The 19211-nt window shown below is 43.4% G+C and carries 14 protein-coding genes; 11 read left to right on the forward strand and 3 right to left on the reverse strand.

The features are described 5' to 3' along the window. Positions 1 to 186: 186 nt before the first annotated feature. Positions 187 to 1047, reverse strand: coding sequence for a sigma-70 family RNA polymerase sigma factor (locus AC59JO_RS16565; protein WP_090528912.1), 861 nt, complete (start codon positions 1045 to 1047; stop codon positions 187 to 189). Between the two features lie 335 nt (positions 1048 to 1382). Then, positions 1383 to 3902 carry an AsmA family protein gene (locus AC59JO_RS16570; protein WP_497306554.1) on the reverse strand — a complete coding sequence of 840 codons (2520 nt, stop codon included), beginning with the start codon at positions 3900 to 3902 and terminating at the stop codon, positions 1383 to 1385. Between the two features lie 142 nt (positions 3903 to 4044). Between AC59JO_RS16570 and AC59JO_RS16575 the strand changes: the two genes are divergently transcribed. The 4 genes from AC59JO_RS16575 to AC59JO_RS16590 all read left to right on the forward strand — a co-directional run bounded on the left by AC59JO_RS16575 (position 4045) and on the right by AC59JO_RS16590 (position 7278). Beyond that, entirely contained in the window at positions 4045 to 4719 is a 675-nt protein-coding gene (locus tag AC59JO_RS16575; protein WP_497306556.1) for an NAD-dependent epimerase/dehydratase family protein, read from the forward strand. 156 nt (positions 4720 to 4875) lie between these two features. Continuing rightward, entirely contained in the window at positions 4876 to 5685 is an 810-nt protein-coding gene (locus AC59JO_RS16580) for an alpha/beta hydrolase (protein ID WP_497306558.1), read from the forward strand. Between the two features lie 96 nt (positions 5686 to 5781). Next, on the forward strand, positions 5782 to 6648 hold the full coding sequence (locus AC59JO_RS16585) for a helix-turn-helix domain-containing protein (protein ID WP_413669635.1): 867 nt from the start codon (positions 5782 to 5784) through the stop codon (positions 6646 to 6648). 87 nt (positions 6649 to 6735) lie between these two features. Continuing rightward, entirely contained in the window at positions 6736 to 7278 is a 543-nt protein-coding gene (locus AC59JO_RS16590; protein WP_497306560.1) for a YbhB/YbcL family Raf kinase inhibitor-like protein, read from the forward strand. A 319-nt stretch (positions 7279 to 7597) separates the two neighbouring features. Here the strand turns inward: AC59JO_RS16590 and AC59JO_RS16595 are convergent, their stop codons facing one another. Then, positions 7598 to 9094 (reverse strand): family 43 glycosylhydrolase, encoded by a 1497-nt coding sequence (locus tag AC59JO_RS16595; protein ID WP_497306562.1) that lies wholly within the window; start codon positions 9092 to 9094, stop codon positions 7598 to 7600. A gap of 522 nt (positions 9095 to 9616) precedes the next feature. On the opposite strand from AC59JO_RS16595, the gene AC59JO_RS16600 reads away from it, so the two are divergent. From AC59JO_RS16600 to AC59JO_RS16630, 7 genes are all read left to right on the forward strand, one after another. After that, positions 9617 to 11323: a ribulokinase gene (locus AC59JO_RS16600; protein WP_413669632.1), complete on the forward strand. Its 1707-nt coding sequence runs from the start codon at positions 9617 to 9619 to the stop codon at positions 11321 to 11323. A 7-nt stretch (positions 11324 to 11330) separates the two neighbouring features. After that, positions 11331 to 12029 (forward strand): L-ribulose-5-phosphate 4-epimerase, encoded by a 699-nt coding sequence (locus tag AC59JO_RS16605; RefSeq protein WP_091218472.1) that lies wholly within the window; start codon positions 11331 to 11333, stop codon positions 12027 to 12029. Positions 12030 to 12034: 5 nt separating this feature from the next. Then, the gene (locus AC59JO_RS16610; protein WP_413669631.1) at positions 12035 to 13396 is read left to right on the forward strand and encodes a glycoside hydrolase family 27 protein; all 1362 of its coding nucleotides are present in this window, start codon (positions 12035 to 12037) and stop codon (positions 13394 to 13396) included. 47 nt (positions 13397 to 13443) lie between these two features. Then, positions 13444 to 14934 carry an L-arabinose isomerase gene (gene araA / locus AC59JO_RS16615; RefSeq protein ID WP_413669630.1) on the forward strand — a complete coding sequence of 497 codons (1491 nt, stop codon included), beginning with the start codon at positions 13444 to 13446 and terminating at the stop codon, positions 14932 to 14934. Between the two features lie 516 nt (positions 14935 to 15450). Continuing rightward, the gene (locus AC59JO_RS16620) at positions 15451 to 17151 is read left to right on the forward strand and encodes a sodium:solute symporter family transporter (protein WP_413669629.1); all 1701 of its coding nucleotides are present in this window, start codon (positions 15451 to 15453) and stop codon (positions 17149 to 17151) included. A 17-nt stretch (positions 17152 to 17168) separates the two neighbouring features. Then, a complete protein-coding gene (gene fsa / locus AC59JO_RS16625; protein WP_090528887.1) occupies positions 17169 to 17828 on the forward strand; it encodes a fructose-6-phosphate aldolase in 660 nt (219 codons plus the stop codon). Between the two features lie 210 nt (positions 17829 to 18038). Continuing rightward, positions 18039 to 19211: an aldose epimerase family protein gene (locus AC59JO_RS16630; RefSeq protein ID WP_413669628.1), complete on the forward strand. Its 1173-nt coding sequence runs from the start codon at positions 18039 to 18041 to the stop codon at positions 19209 to 19211.

The raw sequence follows: 19211 nt of genomic DNA on the forward strand, positions 1-19211 counted from the left end.
TATAAAAGACAAAGCACTAAGATGGCGGAATTGGCAAGGATCAGCTTCTATTTATTGATAGTTGAAACAATGACCGGAGCATTTGAAGGGAGAATAAAAAAATCTTAAACTACACCCCACAAAAAAACGCGAACAATTTACTCATTCGCGTTTTTGGTATAAAAACTCAGGCGGATATATCCTGGATTAGTTTAAGTATGATTGTAACAGGTTTGATTTTGAATTGTGACGTAAACGCATCAAAGCTTTGTCTTTCAACTGGCGAACACGTTCGCGGGTTAAATCAAATTTTTCACCTATTTCCTCTAAAGAGTGTGGTGCATGGCCACCAAGGCCAAAGAATAACATCAGCACTTCACGGTCGCGTTCGGCAAGGATACCTAATGAACGTTTAATTTCCTGTGATAAAGAATCGGCCATTACTTCGGTATCAGTTGCAGCATCAGAGCTGGCCAAAACGTCAAGTAAGGTGTTTTCTTCACCCTGGATAAAAGGTGCGTCCATTGAGATCTGCCTGCCGGCATTATTCATCGAATCGGCAATTTTATCAACCGAAATTTCCAGGTTGTCTGCAAGTTCTTCGGGTGTTGGTTGTCTTTCAAATTCCTGCTCCAGTTTTGAAGCTGCTTTATGGATTTTACTCAATGAACCAATCTGGTTCAATGGTAAACGTACAATACGTGATTGCTCGGCAATGGCCGACAGGATTGACTGACGGATCCACCATACGGCATATGAAATAAATTTAAAACCTTTGGTTTCGTCAAAGCGTTTTGCTGCTTTAATCAAACCAAGGTTTCCTTCGTTTATTAAGTCGCCCAGGGTAAGGCCCTGGTTTTGGTACTGCTTAGCAACCGATACCACAAAGCGAAGGTTAGTTTTTGTCAAACGTTCTAACGCTACCTGGTCGCCCTCACGAATCTTTTGCGCCAGGATCACTTCCTCCTCAGCTGTGATCAAATCTACCTTGCCAATATCGTGCAGGTATTTTTCGAGCGATGCTGATTCACGGTTAGTGATTGATTGGGATATTTTAAGTTGTCTCATTTTTTAATACAGATTATTAAGCTAAAAACGGTTCAATAAGATACATGTGCCGGGTTAAACAACCGGAGGTAAAACAGACTACATTAAACTTTGCTTCCTTCTTTATTTGTGAACCCGGGATAAGTATTTAATATTTAAAACGAGGGTTTTCTTCTGATATTATTGCTGTAAGGAACGAGCGGTTTAAAAGTTTTAAAATAATGTGCTAACCAATAAATGTTTAATCAACATATTACCCTATAATGAACGGCACAAAGATAAGCATTTATTTGCTATTATAGTGTCATTTAAACACCATGAAACAACGGTTAATGTGAAGATTTCGTGAACTTAAGCTAATCTTGTTTAGGTTCGGGCGCTTGCTGGGTATCATCTGTCTTCTGGTCATCATTGTCTGCCTTTGTTTTTTTATGGTTCTTATTCCATTTAATTTTTATTTTTCCATCATCTCCATCAGTAGCAAGTATGTGCAGTACGATACCTTTCATACGTTTTTTATTGCGTTGGGTTTCGTCCTCAATTTTGCTGTCATTTTTAGGGTTGCGTAAGGGTACATCCAACGCGATATTGGTGCCGCGCGATAAGGAATAAACACCCTCCACATCCATATTCAATACGCTGGAGTTAATTTGCATCGGGGCTATTTTGATTTTATCACCATTGATATCAAATTGGGCTTTCAGGTCGCCAAAAGTAATGTTATCCAGGTCGCGGAAGGGAAACGCAAATTTACCCACACTTTTTATCGGCGAAAAATTGACCAGGGCACCCTCTTTCAGGTTTACCATCGCGGTTCCCCTTATTGATTTAGGCACCAGGTTACCCGCGTTATTGATGCCCCCCTTAATATCAGTCCTTGCCGAAAGGAAGCCCCTTAGGTTATCACTCGTAAAATCCTTTAACCCAAAATTGTTAAACGATGCAAAGAATGTATTAGTATTCACATGGTTAATGGTGGTACTGATAGCAAAATTGTTGGTTGGCCCCTGCACCACAAGGCCGCTTAAGTTTAATGATCCGCCCGAGCTTTTAAGGCTTACATTGCGCATTTTCATGGTATTATCGGCCAGTAAAATATCAGCGTTTACGTTGGTGGCTAAAAACTTTTTATAATATACTTTAGCTAAACGCAGGTGAAGTTCGGCCTGCCCTTTATCAAAAGCGGTATTTAACTGGTTGGTTACCCTTTTACTCGCGGCACGGCTTATGCCCCTGTTGCCGCTGCCACCGCTGCTTTCCCCTGATCCTTGCCGGCTATTCAGGAATCCCAAAAACTCGCCCAAACGGATTTGGGGACTGGTAATCTGCCATACTATCAGGATCTTTTCGGGCGCGGTATAATACAGGTTCAAAAAATTGCTCACCTTACCCTGCATATAAACTATACTACTGCCATTTTGAAGACGGATATTATTGATATAAAGGTCTTTATCTGTAAATTTCAAAGCAATGGAGTTATTTTTGAACACCAGCCCCCGGGGCAGGTAGTTAACATCGGCATTTTTAATGTCCACATTGCCGGTGACAAAGGGCTTGGTGAATTTGAAATTTACAATATCGGCTTTATAGGCCAGTTTTAAATCAACAATACCTTTGGTAAACCTCAGGCTTTCATCACCTATAACCGGGTTAAGTTTGGTAACCGGAAAGTGTGATCTGAAAATCCCTGTAGCCACCGGTGTGTTCAGGTTGTTGATAAACGCGGTATCAATAGTAAAAGGAATATCTTTATAGCTACCGTTAAAATGATAAAGCTTAATGACCGAATTATCATCATTTAAACCTTTGCCATTGATGTAGTTATTGCTGAATATGCCGTTAAAACTGCAATTTTCGATAGTGCCTCCACGGGTTTTCAATATGTTATCTTTTACTTTAGCCGTAACATAAATGGATGGATCGCCGCCGCCCCCAAAGCTTCCCTTCAGGTCGCAGGTAACATCAATTGGCTTTGTCAGATCGAACATTTTGAGGCTTTTGGTGATGTTGGCAGCCAGTAGGTTAGCGGCATCGTTCCACAAAATATCGTCTACCTTAAGATTGATGGTAAAATCAGTTTCGGGTGATTTGAGGTTAAATTGAGCGCCTACGGTAAACGGATTATCGCCTATATTTAAATTATTAGGTGCCACATTAATAACCTGCGAATTATCATCATAGCTGATATCAAAATGTCCCTTTAAAAGTCTGTTTTTCATGAAGCTTCCCTTTCTGGTGTTAAAGGAAAAGCTGTTTGCCATAGTATTCAGGTCGATACCTGCATTCCAGCCTTTGGCAGGATACTCCATCCGCCCCTCGATATCATTCACCGCGAATTTGAACAGTTTGTAAGCATGGCGGTCGTCAACAACAAAGTTTACCTTATTTAACGAAAACCTGCCAATTTGTGTTGAAGAGCTGGTTTGTTTCTCTTTAGGATCTTTTTCAACCCTGGGTTTTGCTTTAAATATCGATGTATTGCTGTAGCCGGTGCTATCGGTAAACAGGTCGATATCGGCATTGCTGATATCTATTTTATTAATCACTACTTCGCCCTTTAAAAGGGCTGATGCGTTTACCGACACTTCCAGATCTTTGGCGGTGAGTAAGGTATGATGATGTTCGGCCCAGCGGTTATCTTTCAATACCACATCTTTCAACTCAACAGATACGCCGGGGAAGCCTTTAAATAGTGTTGGGTCAATAGTGCCGATAGTTAGTGTGCCGTTAATATTTTTATTGAGCTCGGAGGTGATCATAGCAAGCACCTTCTGCTTATTATAATTAACATAAACAGTAAGGGCAATAAACAAAATTATAATTAAACCCACGAGCGCCCCGGCGATCTTTAAGGTTATCTTTAACCATTTCGGCATCTTCAACTAATTTATTGTTAAAGCGTTATGGTTATATAATTGTTTGTATTGTAACATATAATTAACACACGGTATAGGAATAGGTAAATAAATCTGCAATAAGATACAATATTTTAAACTTATAATCGGCTACATCAGTATCATGGAAACAAATAATAAAATAAAGGCTATTATAACAGGCGCCACAGGCATGGTAGGCGAGGGTGTATTGCATCAATGTTTATTGAGCGATAAGGTTGAATCGGTATTGATCATTAACCGGAAACCAAGCGGCATTACGCATCCTAAATTAAAGGAAATTATCCATGCCGATTTTTTTAACCTCACTCCCATTCAGGATCAGCTGCAAGGGTACAATGCCTGCTTTTTTTGTTTAGGGGTTTCATCTGTTGGCATGAGCGAGGAGGCTTACTATAAAGTAACCTACCTGCTTACCATGCATGTGGCGGAAATATTGAGCTTTATCAATCCTGATATGACCTTTTGTTATGTATCGGGCGCCGGTACTGATAGCACAGAAAAAGGCCGCAGCATGTGGGCGCGCGTAAAAGGTAAAACCGAAAATGATTTGATGAAGCTGCCCTTTAAGCAGGTGTTTAATTTCAGGCCCGGATTTATGAAAAGCTTTAAAGGGGCAAAAAATACTCTGTCGTTTTATAAATACATTGCCTGGATGTATCCCATTGGCAGGTTGATTTACTCCAAAGGGTTTATTACGCTGGAGGAAATAGGTAAAGCCATGATCAATACGGTAAACCGTGGTACCGGCCGCTGGATTCTGGACGGGAAGGATATTGTAGCGATGGCTAATGGATAACAGGTGATGATATACGGATAGTATCGTCATGAAAAACCGATATATCGTTATTGTGGTTGATGATTTGTTTGTTTAAGGTATTGTTTTAAAGTGTTTTGTGTTTTTGGAGCGCAGTTTGAATTAGTGTGTTAAGAACATTAATCATTAACATCATTTGTGAAAATTAAACTCCGAAACAAAATGCAAACCAAATCATTGAAAACCTGCCTGAATAGATATTTAGTTGCAGTAGTTATTTTATCAGGCAGTCTGTTTGCCTTCAATACTGCTGCCCAGGCGCAGCAAGTTAAAAACATTGTACTGGTACACGGTGCCTTTGCCGATGGCTCGGGCTTTCAGGCTGTGTATAAGATCCTCACCAAAAAGGGTTATAATGTTACCGTGGTTCAAAATCCGTTAACTTCTTTAAAGGACGATGTTGATGCCGCCAACCGGATCCTGGATAAACAGGATGGCCCCACAGTTTTGGTTGGCCACTCTTACGGCGGTACGGTAATTACCGAAGCCGGGAATAATTCAAAAGTAGTAGCGTTGGTTTACATTGCCGCTTTCGCACCGGATAAAGGTGAGAACACTATAAAATGGGTACAATCTGCCCCTCCGGCACCTGAAAACGGAATTTTGCCGCCAGATGATAAAGGCTTTGTTTATTATGATAAAGCTAAATTTCATGGCGGCTTTGCCGCTGATCTGAGCCAGAGCGAGGCTGACTTTATGTTTGCCTCACAAGGACCAACCTCGGTTCAATGCTTTGTAACTCCTATTACCGAAGCCGCCTGGAAAACCAAACCAAGCTATGGCATAGTGGCTACCGAAGATAAAAGCATTGTGCCTGATATTGAGCGTACTATGTACAAACGTGCTGGTGCTAAAATAACCGAAATTAAAGGCAGCCATGTGATTTTTATTTCGCAACCCGAGGCCGTTGCCAAAGTAATTATCGACGCAGCAAACGGCGTTAAGTAAAAAGATAGTTTTTGTTACAGTTTTAAGCGGAACCGGCGATTGGCCGTTCCGCTTTTTTATTTGATAATTGTTAGTTTTACGCCTAACAATTATCAAATGGAAGCCATCACCGTACCCGAAGCAGTTAAAGATAAACCGCAGATTAAGGCGGGCGACATATCTTTTGTGTACTATCGTGAGCGCGGCGACCTGTTCAAAAATCAGGTGGTTTTTAATCAATGTGCTATCAGTTTCGTACTTAACGGACAAAAGGAACTTTACCGCCATGCCGATTGTACCATCATCAGGCCCGGGCAGGGCTTACTTATTCCCGAAGGTAATACGTTGATTGCTGAGCATGTGGTAAAGGGCACTTCAAGAGATGAGTTGTATAGCAGCTTTATCGTCTTTTTTCCGCAAGCGTTGATAAATGAGTTTTTTTCAAAACATGCCATCAGTACAAAAAATACCTTGCCAGATGCTCCGCCTTATGTGCTCTTTTCAAACACTACATATCTTAACGAATATCTCCGGGGCATACGTGCTTTAGTTGATGGCGGACAACAACTTTCATACCCGGTAGCCTTGCATAAACTGGAAGAATTGCTGCTTATTATTTATGAATTGTATCCGACGCAATTGCTCGCTCTTTTTGGCGGAGGGCACGATAACACAGGTTTATCACTGCAAAAACTGGTTGAAAATAACCTGTTAAACAACCTTACGCTTGATGAGCTGGCTTTCCTGGCCAATCGCAGCCTATCCTCATTTAAACGCGATTTTGAGAAAACTTACGGCTTATCCCCACAAAAATATATCCGCGACAGGAAACTGGAATCGGCCTGTGCCGAACTGAAAAAAGGCCGGAAAGCAAGCGAGCTTTTCACTACCTATGGCTATGAAAACCTTTCCAATTTTAATACCGCTTTTAAAAAAAGGTTTGGGGTAACCCCGGCAGCTTATGGACAGCAAATGGTATTTTGAGCTATCTGCACTACTATTTGAACCGTTTGCAATAACAGTATCAAAACCATTAAAGCCAACTTTGTGGTGTAATTAAATACTGTTATTATGAAAACGATCTTCTCTTTATTCATCAGCTTTTTTATAGCGAAGGCTGCATGTTCACAAACGTTTACCTTAAAAAGTGCCGATCTTGGCGGCCAGTTCAGCAATGAATTTGTTGCCGGTAATTTTGGTTGCAGTGGTGGAAATAAATCGCCACAGCTAAGCTGGGTCAACACGCCCGAGGGTACTCAAAGCTTCGCGGTTACCATGTATGACCTGGATGCGCCAACGGGTAGCGGCTTTTGGCATTGGGTTGTTGTGGATATACCTGCAAATGTTCACGAGCTAAAACAAGGCGCGGGCGATGTTAAAAGTGGTTTAGCTCCCCAAGGCAGTTTGCAAAGTATAAACGATGTAGGCGTACCTGGCTATCAGGGCCCATGCCCCGGCGTTGGTGAGGGCGATCACCGTTATTTGATCACTGTATATGCTTTAAAAACAGCTAAGCTGGGCACAACACAAGCTTCAACGGCGGCTTTAACGGGTTTTATGCTGGGTAAGCAATTGTTGGCTAAGGCTTCGTTGGTGGTTTATATGAAAAGGTGAACGGCCGAGGGTTAAATAATTCCCTCCCCCTCGGTTACTGTGTGTACACATCTTTTTAAGTAAAAGAAAATGTCATTGAGCAGGGACGGGCCAAGTGGTGAAGCGAAAGAGAAATCTTATACGCCTTGTAGAGCCGTATGCAAGATACCGAGCGTGATGTATAAGATTTCTCCTCACCGCGCCCGCACATCCCCAAATTGGTTCGTCGAAATGACATTCGGTTTTATTTATTGATATTTATTGGCAAGATGTGTACGCACAGTAACCCCAGGGGAGGGAATCGCACAATCCCTCGCTTTCATTATTTCAACGCTCGTTTCTACCTGATAGCAACATTAAGTTTAAGCACCCTGTTTTTCTCTGCCGAAAAATTTACCCCGCCGTCATTGCTTATCGACGCCACATTATTTGGATCGGTTAAAATATCGCTGTAAGCAAAACCATAGCATCCCTTTGTAGTGGCCGATTTGATAACTACAGCGTACCGCTTACCAGCGGTTACGGCGACGTTTGTCTTTACAATAACATTCCTGGCCGACCATGAGATGGAATCAATAGGCAAAGTAGCTGAAGCCAAAGGTTTGCCCGTAGGCTGCCCGGCATTGCTAAGCTCAAATACCTCAACAGACAGGCCTGCATCGGGGTAACCGGTTTGGAAGGTGGTGAAGCTAATTTTAGTCAAAGCGCCGCTTTTTGCAGCGGTAAAAGTTTGCAGGCGCTGAGTATTTTTACCGATGTTGCAGCCCGTTGTAAAATCTTCGGCTGGTTTATTGGGGGCATGGCTTTTGGTAAAATTTGCCGTTTGTTCGCATTTCATCGGATTGATAGAACCGTCGGCAGCAAAAGTTAGCGGTGCCCAGTAAAAATTGGCAAGGGCTTCGTTTTTGGCGGCGTTATTCCACAAGTCGCTGCCAAAAAGGAAAATGGTTTCTGAGTTTAGCTTGATGATTGATACAAAGGACGGTTGTCCTCCACAAGAATTATCACTGATCTTGATCCCTTCTGACCATGGCCCCAATGGCGACGGTGCCGTACGGTAAGATGCTCCGGTGCCCGAACAATAACCGCAATTAGGATCAGAATAAATGAGGTAATATTTGCCTTTGCGTTTGAACAGTGCAGGGGCTTCGGTATTGCCCGTGGTAACTGATTTAACGTACTGCCTGGTTCCTGTTAAATAGTCGGCGCTTAGTTTTTCAATCACGATGCTTCCTTTGGTACGCCAATCGGTATAAGCTAAGTAAGCAGTGCCGTCATCGTCAACAAAAGTATCATGATCGCCATTGTTTAAGCCAGCTACAGGCATTTCACTGTTTACGGCGAGGGTTGGTTCTTTAACTTCGGTGAATGGCCCAACCGGAGTTTTGCCGGTAAATACCCGGTAGCCTACGCGGTTGTCATAAACGTTGATCCACAATACGTAGCGCTTTGTTTTTTTATTGTAGATGACATGCGGGCGAAAACAGCCGTATGTTTTACCATCGCAGCGGGTTTGCCAAACGGGTGTTTGGGCATCAAATAGAAAGCCCCTGTCGGTCCAATGTTGCAAATCGGTTGATGAATACGTTTTGAAACCGCAAAATGGGGCCGATTTGTTTCCCCATTCAAAGCCGCAATCGTAACTGGTGCCATACAGGTAGTACACTCCGTTAAATAAAGCTATCTCGCCGTCGTGTGCATCAACCGCATTGCCCAGGTTATCAAATTTGGTTACCTGCTTGCCGCTTTTATCAAAATTTTTGATGGTTTGTGCCGATGTGAGTGAAGCCGGGGCTAAAGCTATAAGCAGACTAAAGAAAATAAGTTTGTTGATCATGCTGAAGAAGATGGTATGGTCAAATTTATTTAAAATACAAAACTATCATCAGTACTTTTTGATATTTGGGTTGTTTATGATAGTACAAAGTAGTGTTGGGCCGCGTTGGATAGCAGGAAATGCCCATATTCTGAAGTGTCGATTGGGATGACTAGGTTGATTTCGCTGATTTTTTCTGAACTCGAATTAAACGAGTTTTTCGAACTTGCTTAGCATTCTGGTGGTTCCTTAATTCAATAAATTCGAGTTCAGACAAAGTCAAATAGCCATCTCCTTTTAAAAAAAGGTCAACTCATCTTCAATTTATTGGTTTTAAATTGTTAAATTAACACTAATTGTTAGCCCTTTTAGTCTCTGGCCTTACTATCCATGCTAACAAGTTTTCCACCATGTAATATCTTTTTTACCCTATCCTCAAAACCCAACCAATTGCTAACCCCACTTTGTCTGAATTAAATTTTAAATAAAATTTTTCTTTTTCAAAAATTAAGTGTTATTTCGACAATAATTATAAATCTTTATATGAGCAATAACCAATTAGTGATCGGTGTCGATTATGGTTCCGATTCCGTGCGTTCAGTAATCGTGAATGCCGCCAACGGAGAAGAAATAGCATCATCAGTATTTAATTATCCACGCTGGCGCGATGGCAAGTACTGCGTACCTGCCGAAAATCAATTCCGTCAGCATCCACAGGATTATATCGACGGACTTAAAGCCACCATTAAAGATTGTATAGCACAGGCCGGCGGCGAGGCTATCGCAAAAAATATAAAAGGCATTTCTGTTGATACCACCGGCTCAACCCCTGTTGCGGTTGATGCTACCGGTACTCCGCTTGCTTTAACTGCTGGTTTTGAAACTAACCCCAATGCCATGTTTGTATTGTGGAAAGATCATACCTCGGTTAAAGAAGCAGCGCAGATCAACGAGCATGCTACAAAATTTGATACCAATTATTTGAAATATGTTGGCGGTATCTACTCATCTGAGTGGTTTTGGGCTAAGCTGCTGCATGTGTTAAGGGTTGATAAAAGCGTACGTGATGCTGCTGCCTCATGGGTGGAGCATTGCGACTGGATCCCCTTCCTGTTAACTGGCGGTACCGATGTTAAAGCTATTAAACGTGGCCGTTGCTCTGCCGGTCATAAAGCATTGTGGGCCGAGGAATTTAATGGCTTACCTCCTGAAGAATTTTTTGTTTCCCTTGACCCGTTGCTGGCTGGTTTCAGGGATAAATTATATGAAGATACATACACTGCTGATGAAGCTGCCGGAAACCTCAGCGCGGAGTGGGCGGAGATATTGGGACTCTCAACCGATGTGGTTGTAGGTACCGGCGCTTTTGACGCACACATGGGCGCTGTTGGCGGCCAGATTGAGCCTTACCACCTGAGTAAGGTAATGGGTACTTCAACCTGTGATATTTTGGTTGCTCCAACATCAGAGATGGAAGGCAAACTTGTACGTGGGATCTGCGGACAGGTGAATGGCTCGGTTATTCCGGGCATGGCAGGTTTAGAAGCTGGTCAATCGGCCTTTGGCGATACTTATGCCTGGTTTAAGAATATTCTGGCCTGGCCATTGAACAACCTGCTTTCACAATCGCAGGTAATTGACGCGGCCACTGCCGAAGCGCTGAAGGAAGAAATTTCTGAAATGATCATCCCTGAACTAAGCAGGCAGGCAGCTTTGTTGCCAATTGAAGAAAGCAACGAGCTGGCTATCGATTGGTTTAACGGTCGCCGCACGCCGGATGCCAACCAGGAATTAAAGGGCGCTATCACCGGCTTGGGTTTAGGCAGCGATGCACCAAGGGTATTCCGTGCATTGGCCGAGGCCACCTGCTTTGGTGCCAAAAGCATTGTTGATCGTTTTATCAGTGAAGGAATCCCGGTAAAAGGCATCATTGGTATTGGTGGTGTGGCTAAAAAATCATCTTTCGTGATGCAAATGATGGCCGATGTTTTGGGTATGCCTATCCGTATCCACCAGTTTAAACATACCTGTGCTTTGGGCGCGGCAATGTTTGCAGCGGTAGTTGCCGGCATTTACCCAACCATTGAAGAAGCTATGACCGCCATGGGCCGCGGCTTTGATGTGGTTTATGAGCCAAACATCGCGCTGAGAGAAGTTTATCAGCAGCGCTATAATCAATACAGCACATTAGGCAGGTTTGTTGCCGCTGAGGTTGCCCTGAAAAATAATCCTGAACTGCAAAACGCATAATAACAAAATGAGTAAATACGATCATATAAGGCTTAGTGCCTATAATGCCAACATGCAGCTGCCTAAACTTGGCCTTGTGCTGTTTACTTTTGGCAACGTAAGCGCTGCCGACAGAGAATTGGGCGTATTCGCCATTAAACCAAGCGGCGTACCTTATGAAGACCTTTCGCCAGAGAAAATGGTGATTGTTGATTTTGACGGCAACACTGTTGAAGGTGACCTTCGCCCTTCAAGCGATACCAAAACACATGCCGTACTTTATAAACACTGGGATGGCATCAACGGTATTGTACACACGCACTCTACCTACGGAACCGCCTGGGCACAGTCGCAACGTGATATCCCTATCTTCGGTACTACCCACGCCGATCATTTAACGGTTGATATTCCCTGCGCTCCGCCTATGAATGATGAAATGATCAAAGGGAACTACGAGTATCAAACCGGTTTCCAGATCATGGAATGCTTTGAAGAAAAAGGCCTGGATTATAAAGAGGTTGAAATGGTATTGGTGGGTAACCACGCACCATTTACCTGGGGTAAAACAGCCGAAAAGGCAGTTTATAACAGCGCCGTACTGGAAGCCGTTGCCCAGATGGCCTACCTTACCGAGCAAATTGACAGAAGCGCCCCCCGCTTAAAAGATGCGCTGATCAAAAAACATTACGAGCGCAAACACGGACCTGATTCATATTACGGACAATAAACCTGATGAAAAAAATAAACCTGTTTTTCCTGCTGCTTTGTTTTTTCGCCTGCACCCGTTTATCGGCACAGGTAGCAGCTACACCGCCTATGGGCTGGAACAGTTATAACTGTTTTGGTTCGGCAGTACATGAAGATGAAGTAAAAGCCAATGCCGATTACATGGCAGAGCATTTGAAGCAATACGGCTGGGAGTATGTGGTGGTGGATTTTTTATGGTCGTACGATAATCCTCCGGGCAGTAATATCGGTAATCCTTTTCAATTGCGTTTACAAGATGGTTCATATGTGCCATGGTTGACTATGGATAAATGGGGCCGTCTTACACCTCAGCCTACCAAATTCCCATCGGCTTTTGGCGGTAACGGTTTTAAACCGCTGGGCGATTATATCCACAGTAAAGGTTTGAAATTTGGCATCCACGTGATGCGCGGTATCCCGAGACAAGCCGTTTGGTCAAAATCGCCGGTTAAAGGAACCAATGGCATCACTGCCGATATGGTGGCCGATACTAACTCAAAATGCCCATGGATGAACCACATGTACGGGTTGGATATGAAAAAGCCCGGCGCACAGGAATACCTGAACTCGTTGCTGGAGCTTTATGCCTCATGGGGAGTAGATTTTATTAAGGTGGATGACCTTTCGCGCCCGTATAGCAATGCCGAGGTTGAAGGTTATCAAAAAGCCATTCAACAATGCGGCCGACCAGTTGTGCTGAGCCTTTCGCCGGGCGAAACCCCGGTTGCACAGGCGGCACATGCTACCAAATATGCCAATATGTGGCGCATGGCCGATGATTTTTGGGATAACTGGAAAGAGATCCTCCACATGTTTGAATATGCTAAAAGCTGGGAAGGCGTTGGTGGCCCCGGTCACTGGCCAGATTGCGATATGATCCAGATCGGTAAGCTGAGCAAACGCGGTCCGGTAGGCCAGGAGCGTTATAGTCGTTTTACCGAGGATGAAGAATATACCCACATGACGTTTTGGAGTATCTTCCGTTCGCCATTGATGATAGGCGGCAACCTGCCCGAAAACCGCGATTTTGAGTTGAACCTTTTTACCAATGACGAGGTAATTGCTGTAAATCAAAAAGGCTCAAGCCCAAAACAATTGTATAAAAAAGATGGCGCCATGATCTGGTACTCACAGATCCCCGGCAGCAAGGATATTTACGCAGCCTTTTTCAATATTGGCGATGACGATAAATCCATATCCCTGAATTTCAAAGACCTGGGTCTTAAAGGTAGAGTAACCGTACGCGACCTGTGGAAAAAACAGGATGTTGGCCAGTACAGCTCAGGCTATCAGCAAAAAATTAACAAACACGGTGCGGCATTATTCAGGCTGTCACCAAAAAACTAAGACTAAATCACTAATTCAATAAATCGCTAAATCACTAATTGACATATATGATCGATCTGAAAACATTTGAAGTATGGTTCATTACCGGGAGCCAGAATTTATACGGAGAAGAAACACTGAAGAAAGTTGCCGAGCATTCGCAGGAAATAGCCAAAGGTATTGACGGTGCTGCCAATATCCCTGTGCGTGTGGTTTACAAACCCGTTGTTAAATCAACTGAAGAAATTTATAACACCTTACAACAAGCTAACGTAGCCGAAAACTGTATCGGTGTTATTGCCTGGATGCATACTTTTTCGCCTGCCAAAATGTGGATCAGGGGTTTAAGCATCCTTAAAAAACCGATGCTGCACCTGCACACCCAATATAACCGCGATATCCCGTGGAGTTCAATTGATATGGACTTCATGAACCTGAACCAAAGCGCCCATGGCGACAGGGAGTTTGGTTTTATGGTATCACGCATGCGCATTAACCGTAAAGTAGTTGTTGGCCACTGGCAGGATAGCGAAGTGTTGAAAGACATTGAAAGCTGGAGCCGTGCAGCAGCAGGCTGGAACGACTGGCAAGGCGCTAAATTTGTTCGTTTTGGTGATAACATGCGCTTTGTTGCAGTTACTGATGGCGATAAAGTTGAGGCTGAATTGAAATTTGGTTTCGCTGTAAATACTTATGGCATTGGTGACCTGGTTGCTGTTGTTGACAGCATCAGCGATGCCGAAGTTAAAGCCCTTACCGACGAGTATGAAGCTACTTATACCATGGCCGACGATCTTAAACAAGGCGGCGCAAGATATCAATCGGTATATGATGCTGCTAAAATTGAACTTGGCTTGCGTAAATTTTTACAGGATGGCGGTTACAAAGGTTTCAGCGATACTTTTGAAGACCTGCATGGCATGATCCAGTTGCCGGGTATTGCCTCACAGCGTTTAATGGCCGATGGTTACGGTTTTGCCGGTGAAGGCGACTGGAAAACTGCTGCTTTAGTGCGTGCATTCAAAGTAATGGGCGCAGGCTTGCCAGGCGGTAACGCTTTCATGGAAGATTATACCTACCACTTTGACCCGAACAATGCATTAGTTTTAGGTTCACACATGCTGGAGGTGGATAGCAGCTTGGCTAACGGCAAAGCTGCATTAGAAGTGCATGCCTTGGGCATTGGCGGTAAAGCAGATCCTGCACGTTTGGTATTTAACGTGGCTGGCGGTGCAGCATTAAACGCTTCCATCGTGGATATGGGCAACCGTTTCCGTTTAATTGTAAACGAGGTTGAAGCCATTGAGCCTATTGAAGATCTGCCGAAATTACCAGTTGCAAGGGTACTTTGGAAACCACTGCCGGATATGAAAACCGGTTGCGCAGCATGGATCTATGCCGGTGGTGCACACCACACTGCTTACAGCCAAAACCTGTCGGCCGAGCTGATCAATGATTTTGCTGATATGGCTGGTATTGAGTTTTTACGTATTGGCAAAGACACCAAACTTGATCAGTTCAGGAACGAGATCAGGTGGAATGACGCGGCTTATAAATAACCCCAGCCCCCCTCTAAATCTCCCCCTGAAGGGGGAGACTTAAAAAATAAAAATAAGATAGCCGCCACTCGGCTGGAGCCGAGCGGCGGCGTGAGAGGACTTTGAATAGAAGAAACCGTCATTACATGGCACGAAGCAATCCCAAACTTTACAGATGGGCTTTGCATATTGGGGGTTGCTTCGTACCTCGCAATGACGTGATGATGAAATTTGCGCAGTTTGCGTTAGGGATAGGAGCGGATACCGGCCCGTGGCTAAGGCCTTGTGCAGTATGAGCGGATAGCCCGGCCGCAGGCAACGCCATTGTGAATTTGAGATTTCGGATGTGCGATTTCGGAATTTTCTGAACTCAAATTAAACGAATTAAAGAATTTATAGAATTTGCTTAGCATTCTGTTAATTCCTTAGTACTATAAATTCAGGTTCAGATTATAAGCGGTCATCAAATGAAATAGAAATAACGAGAAGAATATAAACTAAACCACAAGCAAACTAAACTAAATTTTAAACCAAATAATGAACAAATTTTCCACTATCGATTACGTGATCTTCGTAATCTATTTTATTGTAGTTACGAGCTACGGGTACTGGGTTTACAGCCGTAAAAAGATCAAAGGCGTATCTGATAGTCACGACTTTTTCCTGGCCGAGGGTTCGCTTACCTGGTGGGCTATCGGCGCTTCGCTGATCGCTTCAAACATATCAGCCGAGCAATTTATTGGCACCAGCGGTCAGGGTTTCCAGGTTGGTTTGGCCGTTGCTGCCTACGAGTGGGTTGCCGCTATTGCGCTGATCATCGTAGCAGTGTGGTTTATACCGGTATACCTTAAAAACAAGATTTTCACCATGCCGCAGTTTTTGCATACGCGGTATAACGAAACGGTGAGTTTTATCATGGCCATTTTCTGGCTGTTGTTATATGTGTTGGTTAACCTAACCTCTATACTTTACCTGGGCGCTTTAGCTATTAACAACCTGATGGGCGGCGGATACCTGCACGAGATCATTATCGCGTTATCGATCTTTGCCTTGTTCATTACCCTTGGTGGTATGAAGGTTATCGGCTTTACCGATGTTATACAGGTATTGGTACTGGTTGTTGGCGGTTTGGCTACTACTTATATAGCACTTACTTTGGTAAGCGAGCATTTTGGTTTGGGCAAAGATGCTATGGCCGGTTTAAATAAAATGATGAGCGATGCACCTGATCATTTCAAAATGATGATGGCTAAACCCAAGCCGGGTGCGCCGCAGGCAGAGATCAACAAATACCTGGCTCTGCCTGGTATTGCCATGTATTTTGCCGGCCAGTGGATTGTGAACCTTAACTACTGGGGCTGTAACCAATACATCACCCAAAGAGCTTTGGGCGCTAACCTGAAAACCGCGCGTACAGGGATCCTTTTTGCAGGTTTGATGAAACTGGCTATGCCTGTAATTGTAGTTTTACCTGGTATTGCAGCTTACGTATTATACAAAAACGGTGGCTTGCAGCAGGAGATGGCATCAGGCGGTCACTTCAATTCGGATAATGCTTACTCTGCTATATTGGGCTTTTTGCCAACGGGCTTAAAAGGCCTTTCGGTTGCAGCTTTAACAGCTGCTATTGTGGCCTCATTAGCAGGTAAGGCCAACAGTATCAGTACCATCTTTACGCTCGATATCTATAAAAAACATATCAGCAAAGAAGCCAGTGAAAAGAGTATGGTTAACGTAGGCAGGCTTACTATTTTGGCTGCTTTAGTGTTCTCGATCATGCTTACCTGGAAGGATTTGTTGGGCATTGGCGGCGAAGGCGGCTTTACTTTTATCCAGAAATATACCGGCTTTATCAGCCCTGGTATCTTTGCTATTTTTATTTTAGGTTTCTTTTGGAAACGTACCACAGGCGCAGCAGCTATTGCCGGTATTTTAACAGGGTTTGGCATGTCGGTACTGTTTAATAACTATGCACCAAAACTGTTTGGTAACGAGACTTTGCTGTACACAGCTTTCCCTAACGGTAAAGGCGGCTATGAAATTCCGTTCCTGATCTGTATGGGCTTATCGTTTATGTTTACCATTATTGTGATGGTAGCCATTAGCTTAGCCGGTCCGAAAGTTAATCCTAAAGCATTTGAAATTCCGCGCAGTATGTTCAAGGTTGAAAAATCAACCCTGGCATTAATTGTAGTTACGCTTATCCTGCTTACCATGCTTTATGCTAAATTCTGGTAGGTACAATAATTTATAAAATGAAGTTTTTTATTGACACGGCCAACCTGGCACAAATTAAAGAAGCCCATGACCTGGGTGTATTAGACGGCGTTACCACCAACCCATCGCTGATGGCTAAAGAAGGTATCACCGGACATGAAAATATCATTAACCACTACAAAGCCATTTGTGAAATTACTGATGGGGATGTAAGCGCCGAAGTAATTTCAACCACTTTTGATGAGATGGTTGCCGAAGGTGAGGCACTGGCTGCTCTTCATGAGCGTATTGTGGTAAAATTGCCTATGATAAAAGATGGCGTAAAGGCTTTAAAATACTTTAAACAAAAAGGTATTAAAACCAATTGTACGCTGGTGTTTTCGGCAGGACAGGCTTTGCTGGCCGCTAAAGCAGGTGCTACTTACGTATCGCCGTTTATTGGCAGGCTTGACGATATCTCGACAGATGGTTTGCAGCTGATAGAAGATATCCGCCTGATATATGATAACTATGGTTACGAAACGCAGATCCTGGCCGCTTCGGTACGCCATGCTATGCACATCGTTAATTGTGCCAAATTGGGGGCCGATGTTATAACCGGTCCGCTTAGCGCTATTACCGCATTGCTAAAACATCCGCTTACAGACAACGGGCTTGCTCAGTTCCTGGCTGATCATGCTAAGGCTGCGGGTGTTTAGTTGAAATATTTGATTTTTGAATAAGAAAGTCCCGCGCGAGGCGGGCTTTTTTTAATTAAATATTTTAAGTGTTTTTTTAACAATTATAAATTAATTTTTATACATTGGTCTCACTGATCCTAACCGTCAGTTAAGCCAATTTATTTGTTCCTAAAATTATAATAGTTAAACAGCCAATGCTTTAAAAAGGCGAGCTAACAACCTCAAATTATGAAAAATAACAAGAATTTATTAATGATGTTAAGCTGTTCGGCAGCGCTTTTTGCGGCTTGTAACGGTAATCCTAAAAAAACTGATTCAACCGTGAAAGATTCAACTTCGGTAACAACCCAGTCTATACCCGATTCGGCAAATTTTGAGGCCGATGTACAAGGGCAAAAAGCAAAGCTTTTCACCCTGAAAAACAACAGTGGCGCTACTGTAGCCGTTACCAATTACGGTGGCAGGCTGGTAAGCTTATTGGTACCCGATAAAGATGGCAAAGCTACCGATGTTATTTTAGGTTACGACTCATTGAAAAGCTATCAGAAACCTAAAGAGCCATATTTTGGTGCTATCATTGGCCGTTACGGTAACCGTATTGCCAAAGGTAAATTTACGCTGGATGGCAAGGCTTACCAACTGGATATCAATGATGGCGTAAACACCCTGCACGGTGGCTTTAACGGCTTTTACGGTAAGGTGTTCGCAGCTAAGCAACTGAGCGCATCACAACTGGAACTTACTTATGTTTCAAAAGATGGCGAAGGTGGCTACCCGGGTAATTTAACTGCAACAGTGGTTTATACCCTGGGCGATGATAACGCGCTTAAAATAGAATACAAAGCTACTACCGATAAAACCACTATCGTTAACTTAACCAATCACGCATACTTTAACCTGAATGGCGCCGGTAATCCTACCATTACCGATAACGTATTACAAATAAATGCCGATGCTTTTTTGCCTGTGGATACCACGCTTATCCCAACCGGCAAACTGCAGCCTGTTAAAGGTACCCCGTTTGATTTTACCACATCAAAAACCATTGGTAAAGACATTGATGTGGCCGACGAGCAATTGAAAAATGGTAAAGGTTACGACCATAACTTTGTTTTAAACAAGCATGACCTTACTACTCCTGTTGCTACCGTAAAAAGTACTGTAACAGGTATCACTTTAGAGGTATTCACTGAAGAGCCCGGACTGCAATTTTATTCAGGCAACTTTTTAACCGGCGAAACTAAAGATGGAAAAGGCGGCAAAGCTTATCCACATCGTTCGGCCTTTTGTTTGGAAACACAGCATTTTCCTGATGCGCCAAATCAACCGGCGTTTGCTTCAACCGTGTTAAAGCCAGGGCAAACCTACCATACGGTTACCATTTACAAATTCTCCAAATAA

It is taken from the genome of Mucilaginibacter sp. A5337, from assembly GCF_059690695.1.

What these genes read in the sequence shown, in the direction of transcription:
- AC59JO_RS16565 (WP_090528912.1), bottom strand. Translation starts at nt 1,047, where the DNA reads ATGAGACAACTTAAAATATCCCAATCAATCACTAACCGTGAATCAGCA.
- AC59JO_RS16570 (WP_497306554.1), bottom strand. Translation starts at nt 3,902, where the DNA reads ATGCCGAAATGGTTAAAGATAACCTTAAAGATCGCCGGGGCGCTCGTG.
- AC59JO_RS16575 (WP_497306556.1), top strand. Translation starts at nt 4,045, where the DNA reads ATGGAAACAAATAATAAAATAAAGGCTATTATAACAGGCGCCACAGGC.
- AC59JO_RS16585 (WP_413669635.1), top strand. Translation starts at nt 5,782, where the DNA reads ATGGAAGCCATCACCGTACCCGAAGCAGTTAAAGATAAACCGCAGATT.
- AC59JO_RS16590 (WP_497306560.1), top strand. Translation starts at nt 6,736, where the DNA reads ATGAAAACGATCTTCTCTTTATTCATCAGCTTTTTTATAGCGAAGGCT.
- AC59JO_RS16595 (WP_497306562.1), bottom strand. Translation starts at nt 9,094, where the DNA reads ATGATCAACAAACTTATTTTCTTTAGTCTGCTTATAGCTTTAGCCCCG.
- AC59JO_RS16600 (WP_413669632.1), top strand. Translation starts at nt 9,617, where the DNA reads ATGAGCAATAACCAATTAGTGATCGGTGTCGATTATGGTTCCGATTCC.
- AC59JO_RS16605 (WP_091218472.1), top strand. Translation starts at nt 11,331, where the DNA reads ATGAGTAAATACGATCATATAAGGCTTAGTGCCTATAATGCCAACATG.
- AC59JO_RS16610 (WP_413669631.1), top strand. Translation starts at nt 12,035, where the DNA reads ATGAAAAAAATAAACCTGTTTTTCCTGCTGCTTTGTTTTTTCGCCTGC.
- araA (WP_413669630.1), top strand. Translation starts at nt 13,444, where the DNA reads ATGATCGATCTGAAAACATTTGAAGTATGGTTCATTACCGGGAGCCAG.
- AC59JO_RS16620 (WP_413669629.1), top strand. Translation starts at nt 15,451, where the DNA reads ATGAACAAATTTTCCACTATCGATTACGTGATCTTCGTAATCTATTTT.
- fsa (WP_090528887.1), top strand. Translation starts at nt 17,169, where the DNA reads ATGAAGTTTTTTATTGACACGGCCAACCTGGCACAAATTAAAGAAGCC.
- AC59JO_RS16630 (WP_413669628.1), top strand. Translation starts at nt 18,039, where the DNA reads ATGAAAAATAACAAGAATTTATTAATGATGTTAAGCTGTTCGGCAGCG.